The organism is Pseudomonas fluorescens, assembly GCF_000967965.1.
In the GTDB taxonomy this organism is placed as follows: domain Bacteria; phylum Pseudomonadota; class Gammaproteobacteria; order Pseudomonadales; family Pseudomonadaceae; genus Aquipseudomonas; species Aquipseudomonas grandcourensis.
Map to the genome: position 1 here is coordinate 86,366 of NZ_LACC01000003.1, position 6,704 is coordinate 93,069.

The 6,704-nt window shown below is 61.5% G+C and carries 6 protein-coding genes; 3 read left to right on the top strand and 3 right to left on the bottom strand.

Annotation, left to right across the window (positions count from 1 at the left end; translation table 11 throughout):
- Positions 1 to 96: 96 nt before the first annotated feature.
- On the bottom strand, positions 97 to 1,482 hold the full coding sequence (locus tag VC35_RS02325) for an aminotransferase-like domain-containing protein (RefSeq protein WP_046037520.1): 1,386 nt from the start codon (positions 1,480 to 1,482) through the stop codon (positions 97 to 99).
- Between the two features lie 201 nt (positions 1,483 to 1,683).
- Positions 1,684 to 2,445: an SDR family oxidoreductase gene (locus tag VC35_RS02330; RefSeq protein ID WP_046037522.1), complete on the bottom strand. Its 762-nt coding sequence runs from the start codon at positions 2,443 to 2,445 to the stop codon at positions 1,684 to 1,686.
- Positions 2,446 to 2,681: 236 nt separating this feature from the next.
- Between VC35_RS02330 and VC35_RS02335 the strand changes: the two genes are divergently transcribed.
- On the top strand, positions 2,682 to 3,686 hold the full coding sequence (locus VC35_RS02335; protein ID WP_046037524.1) for an NADP-dependent oxidoreductase: 1,005 nt from the start codon (positions 2,682 to 2,684) through the stop codon (positions 3,684 to 3,686).
- Positions 3,687 to 3,827: 141 nt separating this feature from the next.
- Here the strand turns inward: VC35_RS02335 and pyrF are convergent, their stop codons facing one another.
- Complete coding sequence (gene pyrF, locus VC35_RS02340; RefSeq protein WP_008016546.1) at positions 3,828 to 4,526, bottom strand: orotidine-5'-phosphate decarboxylase; 699 nt, start codon at positions 4,524 to 4,526, stop codon at positions 3,828 to 3,830.
- A 296-nt stretch (positions 4,527 to 4,822) separates the two neighbouring features.
- On the opposite strand from pyrF, the gene VC35_RS02345 reads away from it, so the two are divergent.
- Together VC35_RS02345 and VC35_RS02350 are read left to right on the top strand one after the other, a co-directional pair.
- Positions 4,823 to 5,581 (top strand): response regulator, encoded by a 759-nt coding sequence (locus VC35_RS02345; protein WP_046037528.1) that lies wholly within the window; start codon positions 4,823 to 4,825, stop codon positions 5,579 to 5,581.
- On the top strand, positions 5,581 to 6,630 hold the full coding sequence (locus VC35_RS02350) for a sensor histidine kinase (RefSeq protein WP_046037530.1): 1,050 nt from the start codon (positions 5,581 to 5,583) through the stop codon (positions 6,628 to 6,630). The genes VC35_RS02345 and VC35_RS02350 overlap by 1 nt, the downstream gene beginning before the upstream one ends.
- Positions 6,631 to 6,704 lie beyond the last annotated feature (74 nt).

Consider the following 6,704-nt stretch of genomic DNA (forward strand, 5'->3'; position numbering starts at 1 on the left):
CCTGCCAAAGTCTGTAGACGCAGATTCGCAACGGGCCAGTGGCAACACAAGGCTCTGGCGCCGGAATAATGGCAAAAAGCTACGCCAACGTCGTTTTCAGAACGCTTGAGGTCGATCCCGGGCAGTGGCCTGAAAGAACGCCCGGGCACGCGGGTCACAGGCATATGCCACGTTGATACGCTGCCAGTCACTGGTCTCCCCCGAGGGGTTGAAGGCGGTCTTCGATGACAGCAGTACACCCAGGCGCCGAGCGTGGGTCCGCACCTGATCGTAGTCGGACATTCGTGATCGCGCCCAGATGAACAAGCCTCCTGCCGGCTTGCCGAAAACTTCCCATTCGACATCTTCGAGCAATTGCAGCACCGCCAGCCGGTCGCTGCTCAAGCGTTGGCGCTGACGCTGTACCAGTTTGCGGTAGGCACCGTTAGCCAACAGGCACGCCAGCACCGACTCGCAAAATCGCGAGGCGCCCATGCCACTGATCATCTTGACCTCGGCCAGGCGCGTAATCACTTCGACACCGGCCACCACAAATCCGACCCGCAAGGAACTGCTGAGGGTCTTGGAAAAGCTGCCCACGTAGATCACGTTGTCGTCCACCGCAGCCAGACGCATACCGGAACCGCTGTGCAAATCCGCATAAACGTCGTCTTCGATCACCTTCACGCCAAAGGTCCTGGCCAGCTGCAGTACGCGGCGCGCCACCACCGGTGCAAGGCTGCTGCCGGTCGGGTTGTGATAGAAGCTATTGATCAGCAACCCTTGAGGCCGGTGCTTGACCAGCACCGATTCGAGCACGTCCAAGTCCGGCCCGCGCGGTGTTCGCGGCACCTCGACCATGTGGATGCCATGCAACCTGAGCAGATCGAACAGCACCGGATAACCTGGACTCTCCACGACCATACAATCACCGGCCTTGAACAGTGTCCGCACGATCAGGTCAAGCCCCTGGCTGGCACCCGCCGTGGTCATGATCCGGTTGTCCTGCGCCCGGATATCCAGCTGCCTGAGGTGTTTGAGGATCTGTTGTCGCAAGGCTGGCAAACCCAGCGGCGTGCTGTAGTTGAACAGGCTGGCCGTGTCGGTACGACTGACTTGCCGAATCGCGTAAATCAGATCGTCTGTCTCGCGCCAGCTTTCAGGCAGCCCGCCACAGCCCAGCCTCAACTCAGTCGAACAGGGCCCGATCTCGGGCTCAGCTCCCTCGAACCACACCGGCTCGTGCTTTGCGCCTGCGGCCAATATCGGGTCGGCAACCGTATAGCCGGCCCCATGACCTGACACCAGCATCCCCTGCGTCACCAGGCGTTCACAAGCCTGGGCGACGCTTACCTGACTAAGCAAATTGGTCCGCGCGATCTGTCGCACCGAAGGCAGGCGTGTACCGGGCGATACCCCACTGGAATGAAGCCAGCAGGTCAGCGCATCAACAATTTGCTGTACGACGGGCACCAGCGCCTGTCGGTCGATTCTCAATTCCATGAGCAAGCAAACTCCTGTTGATTTTGCGAGAAGCAGTTAATCACAGGAGTGTTCGAAGACATGTGCGACAACGCCGCCAAAACCCTTTGTTCTAATCATTTGAAACACATTGCCTGGCCCTTCAACGGAACCCAAACACCTGTGGGAGCGAGCAGGCTCGCTCCCACAGGTTGCAACTCTTCTTTGGTAGAGATGTTTGCTTTAAAACGCAGTAACCCCGCCATCCACCGCCAGCGAATGGCCAGTCGTGAACGCCGCGCCATCGCTGCACAGGTACAGCACCGCGCTGGCGATCTCTTCAACCTTCCCGATGCGACCGACCGGATGCATGGCGTTGGCAAACTCGCCTTTTTTCGGGTCGGCTTCATAAGCGCGACGGAACATGTCGGTGTCGATCACCGCCGGGCACACCGCGTTGACCCGGATCTTTTTCTTGGCGTACTCAATGGCCGCCGACTTGGTCAGGCCGATCACTGCGTGTTTAGAGGCTGCGTAGATGCTCATTTTCGGCGCGGCCCCAAGGCCGGCCACCGATGCCGTATTGACGATCGCGCCGCCCCCTTGCGCCAGCAGCAGCGGCAACTGGTACTTCATGCACAGCCAGACGCCTTTGACGTTGACGCCCATGATCGCGTCGAACTCGTCGAGCGTACCTTCGGCCAACTTGCCTTTTTCGATTTCGATGCCGGCGTTGTTGAAGGCATAGTCAAGGCGACCGTAAGTGTTGATCACCTCCTCCATCAGATTTTTCACATCGCTTTCCAGGGTAACGTTGCAACGCACGAAGGTCGCTTCGCCGCCGGCTGTACGAATCAGCGCCACCGTGCCCTCGCCGCCCGCCACGTCCATATCGGCCACCACGACCTTCAGGCCCTCGGCGGCAAATGCCTGGGCGGTCGCGCGGCCAATACCGGCCGCCCCGCCTGTCACCACGACCACCTGGCCGGAAAACGTCATGCTCATTGTTATGTCCTCGAATAGAAGAATGCGGGGAATCGCGTGTGACCAGTCTAGCCATGGAGGTCTTGAACACGGCAGCACTATCAAGGCTCCGGTTGGACATCCATGAGTTGCAGTGATGGAACTGTCGTACCAACTATCACTGCACTGGATCAACCTGCATTCGCCGCATCAGCCGAACTTGCGGCATCGTCGCTGACCGGCTATCAACAAAGCTTCATTCATCTTGAGTGCCTGCCATGACCTCCCAGACCAATCGCCAATTCCTGCTCGCCAAACGTCCGGTTGGCGCGGCGACCCGAGAGACATTCACCTACCAGGAAGTACCGGTCGGCGAGCCGGCGGCGGGTCAGATCCTGGTTCAAAACGAATACCTGTCCCTGGACCCGGCCATGCGCGGCTGGATGAACGAGGGCAAGTCCTACATCCCGCCGGTCGGGCTCGGCGAAGTCATGCGCGCCTTGGGTGTGGGCAAAGTCATTGCCTCGAACAACCCGGGGTTCGCGGTCGGGGATTACGTTAACGGCGCCCTGGGCGTGCAGGACTTCTTCCTCGGCGAGCCACGAGGCTTCTACAAGGTCGATCCGAAACTGGCACCGCTGCCACGTTACTTGTCAGCACTGGGCATGACCGGGATGACGGCGTACTTCGCCCTGCTCGACGTCGGCGCTCCGAAGGCCGGTGACACAGTGGTGTTGTCAGGCGCAGCTGGCGCCGTGGGCAGCATTGCCGGGCAGATCGCCAAGATCAAAGGGTGCCGGGTGGTTGGCATCGCCGGCGGCGCCGACAAGTGCAGGTTCCTGATCGATGAACTGGGTTTCGATGGCGCTATCGACTACAAGAATGAAGACGTCCTGGCCGGCCTCAAGCGCGAGTGCCCGAAAGGCGTCGACGTGTATTTCGATAACGTGGGTGGCGACATTCTCGACGCAGTGCTCAGCCGCCTTAACATGAAGGCGCGGGTGGTGATTTGCGGTGCCATCAGCCAGTACAACAACAAGGAAGCGGTCAAGGGACCGGCCAACTACCTGTCGCTGCTGGTCAACCGCGCGCGCATGGAAGGCTTTGTGGTGATGGACTACGCCGCCCAGTACGCCAGCGCCGCCCAGGAAATGGCCGGCTGGATGGCCAAGGGGCAGCTCAAGAGCAAGGAAGACATCGTTGAAGGACTGGAGACTTTCCCGGAGACGCTGATGAAATTGTTCAGCGGCGAGAATTTCGGGAAGTTGGTGTTGAAGATCTAAGGCAACCACAAACCAATGTGGGTGCGGCGGTGCGGCGATCCGACTTGCTCGCGAATACGATGTATCAGTCAACATTGATGTCGACTGACACGCCCTCTTCGCGAGCAAGCCCGCTCCCACATTTGGTTCTGCGGTGTCAGATCAGGCCAGTTCAGCCACAACCGAAGCCAATGCCTTGGCCGGATCCGCCGCCTGGCTGATCGGACGGCCGATCACCAGATAGTCGGAACCGGCATCCAGCGCCTGACGTGGCGTCAGGATTCGGCGCTGATCGTCCTGGGCGCTGCCCGCCGGACGAATCCCCGGGGTCACCAGTTGCAACGACGGATGCGCAGCTTTCAGTGCCTGGGCCTCCAGGGCCGAGCACACCAGGCCGTCCATCCCGGCTTTTTCCGCCAGGGCGGCCAGGCGCAGCACCTGCTCCTGGGGCTCGATGTCCAGGCCGATGCCCGCCAGGTCTTCACGCTCCATGCTGGTCAACACGGTCACGCCGATCAGCAACGGCTTCGGACCGGTACGCTGATCCAGCACTTCACGGCACGCAGCCATCATGCGCAGGCCGCCGGAGCAGTGCACGTTGACCATCCACACGCCCATTTCCGCAGCCGCCTTGACGGCCATCGCTGTGGTGTTCGGGATGTCGTGGAACTTGAGGTCCAGGAACACTTCGAAACCCTTGTCGCGCAGGGTACCGACGATTTCCGAAGCGCAGCTGGTGAACAGTTCCTTGCCGACTTTGACCCGGCACAGCTTCGGGTCCAACTGATCGGCCAGCTTCAGTGCGGCGTCACGGGTAGGGAAATCCAGGGCGACGATGATAGGAGTCTGGCAGGCGGACATGAGTGGGCTCTCAGGCAAGTCGAAATCGGCGCGCATTGTAGCGGAACCAGCGCCGCTGCGGGACCCGATGATCGGTAAATCGTCGCGACGGCTCAGGCAAGACTAGCCCTTGAGGCCATTGTGTCGAGCTCGATACAGACACGACACGCCCGCAACACCCCGGCCCGCTACCCTCGGCAACCGCAACAGGTCCCTGCAACAGCACTTCCCGCCTCAGGGCCGGACGCCTATGCTGGAACCACAACCTCGCAGCCTATCTTTGTGGTTGGCAGCCTACCTGGCAGATGAACGCACGCATGCACAACACCCAAGCACCCGTGAACGACGACCAAAAAACGCCCGGTGACGACAAACGCTGGAGCATTCGCGCCCTGATCGTCGACGATGACGTCCCGATCCGCGAATTGATGATCGACTACCTGGCCCGGTTCAACATCCATGCCAGCGGCGTCACCGATGGCGCCGCGATGCGCCTGGCGATGCAGGCGGAGCATTTCGACGTGGTGGTGCTCGACCTGATGCTGCCCGGTGAAGACGGTCTGTCGCTGTGCCGCTGGCTGCGCGCCGAGTCGGACATCCCGATCCTGATGCTCACCGCCCGTTGCGAACCCACCGACCGGATCATCGGCCTCGAACTCGGCGCCGACGACTACATGGCCAAGCCGTTCGAGCCCCGCGAACTGGTGGCGCGGATCCAGACCATCCTGCGCCGGGTGCGCGATGACCGCAGCGAACAGCGGGCGAACATTCGTTTCGACAATTGGCGCCTGAACAGCGTGCTGCGGCAACTGATTGCCGACAATGGCCTGGTGGTGCCGTTGTCCAACGCCGAATTCCGCCTGCTCTGGGTGTTTATCGAACGTCCGCGCCGCGTGCTCAGCCGGGAACAACTGCTGGACGCCGCTCGTGGTCGTTCGATCGAAGCCTTTGATCGCAGCATCGACCTGCTGGTGTCGCGCCTGCGCCAGAAACTCGGCGACGACCCCAAGGCTCCGCAGTTGATCAAGACCGTTCGCGGTGAGGGTTACCTGTTCGATGCCCGAGACATCGGCTGATGCGCGGGCGCTTCGATACGCTGTTCGGTCGCCTGTTTGGCGTACTGTTGCTGGCGATTATCCTCGCGCACCTGCTGGCCTTTGCCTGGTTCCACCATTACGGCCCGCCGCCTCCGCCGCCTCCACCGGAGTTTTCCGAAGGCCTGGACGGGCCACGCCCGCCACTGGACCCACGTTTCGAGAAACGGCCGCCTCGACCGTGGTTTGGCGGTCCGTTGGTGCCCCTGACGTTTCAATTGGTCTCGCTGATCATCGCCGCCTGGTACGGCGCCAAACTGCTGAGCCGGCCGATCCAGCGCCTGAGCGACGCGGCCGAGCGCTTGAGCGAAGACCTCGACAGCCCACCACTGGATGAATCGGGACCACGGGAAGCACGGCAAGCGGCGCACACGTTCAACAAAATGCAGCGCCGAATCCTGGAACAGGTCAAGCAGCGCTCGCGCATGCTTGGTGCCGTGTCCCACGACCTGCGCACGCCGTTGTCGCGGCTCAAGCTGCGGCTGGAGAAAATCGACGACGAGAAGTTGCAAGGCCAGATGCGCCAGGACCTCGACGACATGATCAGCATGCTCGACGCCACGCTCACCTATCTGCATGAACAGCGCACCAGCGAAGCCCCGCAGTGGATGGACGTGCAGGCGTTGGTGGAGTCCTTGAGCGAAAATGCCCAGGACCAGGGTGCGAACGTCCAGGCCAGCGGCCACTGCGCTCCCCTGCAGGTGCAGCCAATGGCCTTGCGCTCCTGCATCAACAACCTGATGGACAATGCCCTGCGCTATGCCGGACAGGCGCTGATTACCCTGCAAGACCATCGTGAACAGTTGGTGATTCGGGTCATCGACCATGGCCCGGGCATCGCCGCAGAACAACGCGAAGCAGTGTTCGAACCCTTCTTTCGCCTTGAAGGCTCGCGTAATCGCAATTCCGGCGGCGTTGGCCTGGGCATGACCATTGCCCGGGAGGCCGCGCAACGAATGGGCGGGCAGCTGACACTGGAAGAAACCCCCGGTGGCGGCCTGACGGCGGTGATTCGCCTGCCGCGCGCCTGAAAGCAAAACCGGCCCAATGTGGGAGTGAGCCTGCTCGCGATGAGGCCCTGTGCCGATCGAGTAGGAGGCGGGGT

Coding starts and splice junctions, on each gene's coding strand:
- VC35_RS02325 (WP_046037520.1), bottom strand. CDS start 1,482: ATGGAATTGAGAATCGACCGACAGGCGCTGGTGCCCGTCGTACAGCAA.
- VC35_RS02330 (WP_046037522.1), bottom strand. CDS start 2,445: ATGAGCATGACGTTTTCCGGCCAGGTGGTCGTGGTGACAGGCGGGGCG.
- VC35_RS02335 (WP_046037524.1), top strand. CDS start 2,682: ATGACCTCCCAGACCAATCGCCAATTCCTGCTCGCCAAACGTCCGGTT.
- pyrF (WP_008016546.1), bottom strand. CDS start 4,526: ATGTCCGCCTGCCAGACTCCTATCATCGTCGCCCTGGATTTCCCTACC.
- VC35_RS02345 (WP_046037528.1), top strand. CDS start 4,823: ATGCACAACACCCAAGCACCCGTGAACGACGACCAAAAAACGCCCGGT.
- VC35_RS02350 (WP_046037530.1), top strand. CDS start 5,581: ATGCGCGGGCGCTTCGATACGCTGTTCGGTCGCCTGTTTGGCGTACTG.